This is a genomic window from Bacteroidia bacterium, from assembly GCA_025056095.1.
In the GTDB taxonomy this organism is placed as follows: domain Bacteria; phylum Bacteroidota; class Bacteroidia; order JANWVE01; family JANWVE01; genus JANWVE01.
The window spans coordinates 1-2,173 of sequence record JANWVW010000309.1 but is presented as its reverse complement, the minus strand read 5'-3'; the positions used below and the strand labels follow the sequence as shown (position 1 = coordinate 2,173).

The 2,173-nt window shown below is 39.4% G+C and carries 2 protein-coding genes; both read right to left on the bottom strand.

The window, feature by feature from the left end; all coding sequences use genetic code 11:
- Nucleotides 1-134 precede the first annotated feature (134 nt).
- Nucleotides 135-1,199 (bottom strand): hypothetical protein, encoded by a 1,065-nt coding sequence (locus NZ519_13705; protein MCS7029809.1) that lies wholly within the window; start codon nucleotides 1,197-1,199, stop codon nucleotides 135-137.
- A gap of 98 nt (nucleotides 1,200-1,297) precedes the next feature.
- Entirely contained in the window at nucleotides 1,298-1,930 is a 633-nt protein-coding gene (locus tag NZ519_13700; GenBank protein ID MCS7029808.1) for a hypothetical protein, read from the bottom strand.
- Nucleotides 1,931-2,173 lie beyond the last annotated feature (243 nt).

Here is a 2,173-nt window from a genome sequence, read left to right as displayed (position 1 = left end):
GGAGGGTGGGCGATAGCCCAGTGCGCAGCGAAGCGTAGCACCGAAGCGATAGCGTAGCCCGCAGCACGCCGACCTTGCACGCATGAGCGCTAGCGAAACGCCGTGCAGGACACGCCCAAAAAAGCCTTAAATTTCTATTTGAAGTCTATTCGGTATTTGTATATCCAGTATTTTTGATTGACTTCATCATACCTGCCATGCACCCATATTTCGTTGTTTTCTATTTTGAGAATGTTAAACGGCGTAGGCATAATTTCATCATAAATGAGTTCATAATTTGAGTTATAGATTTGCAAGCCATACGGTTTGGACTGTTCCAAACGGACTTGAAAACGTATGTTGTCGTTTATAGGGTTTTTATGGAATATTTTACGGTTATAGACGGTATCTTTTATGGCAGTACGATAGGTGCGGTATACAAATTTGTGTGTTGAGTCGTAGTAAATATCCTCATACAGGTCATTTTCTATGCGGTAATGAAAATACCTGCTGAAATGCCTGTTAAACATATCCTGAAAGTTTTGCCTGCTTAACTTTGAGTTTTTGGAATGCTTTCCCTTGCTTCCGAAAATTTTAACAGGATTTTTAACCGAAGTGTCTAATTTCCATACCTGAATTTTTTCTGTTCCCTGCATGCTGAACAAAATAGTATTGTTATGGGTATTTAAGCAAATCTGTGGGTATTCATATAAACAAATGGCTTTACTCTGTTTCATGACACCGTCAATAAGTCCTAATGGCATGTAGGGTTCATAATTTTTTTTGTTCCGGATAAATACTCCGCTGGCATATTTCCATTTTTTATTCTTGATACCATGACTGGGTGCTATGGGACAGATAATAAAGTCCTTAAATACAAGGGTTTTAATATCATAATTGCCATAAAAATTTATGCAGTACTGGTCTGAAAACTGTGAGGGAATTTCCGCACTGTGAGAAAAATTCAGAGTATCTGTAAAAAAATAAAAAAATATATAATCCTCTGTAAAGCCAAAGCAGTTATCTCCTTTTATCAGGGATATTAAAACATTACCTGCTGTATCTATTGGATAATCTATGGCTTTGTTTTCTTTTCCGTAATAGTCATAGGTTTTTATAGTTAAAGCACCCTTTTTGCATCTGTCAAAAACAACAAAACGGTCATTAAAGCCAAGTATGCGGGCAGTGTAAATTTTTTTCGCTATTCTGGGCGATGCCATCGCGATTGAGTCTGAAAGATGAAACTGTATATTCTGACTTGTACAAGTTGTTTGGAAAAAAATAACACATAATAAAATAATTACTATTTTATGCATATTCATAGTGCATTTATTCTGATAATCGGGTCATAAGTATCATGCCCACAATCCCGTGATAAAAGACAACAACAATTATTATACAATCCTGTACCTGACCTATAACAGCCATCTCCCAAGATGCATCTTCTACAGCAACGATGTATAAAGGGATTACACCCTCCTGGTTTCAGAATGGTGTAAAGGTAAACAGATGTTCCCCTATCCTTTCTCAAAATATTCACTACCCAGCTTGGAGATTGGTAAATGGTATTTCTGCTTAATGCCTGTTCCTGATATACACCATTAGGGTTTAATGACCATGTAGGTATGCTGTCTATGTTATTGTATAACTGCATACAAGTTACTCTATGAACGTTATCCAAATTGGGTACTAAACCATCACGGTAGGAAAGTCTTAACCCGGATTCTGAATTTATATCAAGCGAGGGTATAGCTACTTCTTTCTGCTCTTTTTTACAACTGACAAACCCTGTTATACCTGTTGCAATCATTACAAGCAAAAGTACATAAATTTTGTAACTGTTTAGGTACAGGACATGAGATATTTTTTGGGCGTGCCCCTTGCTGACGCAAGGGTCGGGGCATTCCGCACTGCGCTTTCGCTTCGGTGCTAACGCACTGCCTAACGGCATGCTCCATGCCCCTCACGCAGATTACATAAGCAATCATGTCTTTACCTTGTTTGAGCTTGAAGTACAAATACTTACAAGCTAAAACTTGGCATAAGAAACAAAGAAATGGATTTTTCAGAGATTCGTTGCGTGAGGCATGCGGAGGGTGGGCGTTAGCCCAGTGCGCAGCGAAGCGAAGCACCGAAGCGTAAGCGTAGCCCGTAGCACGCCGACCTTGTGGGCATGAGCGCAGCGAAACGCCCA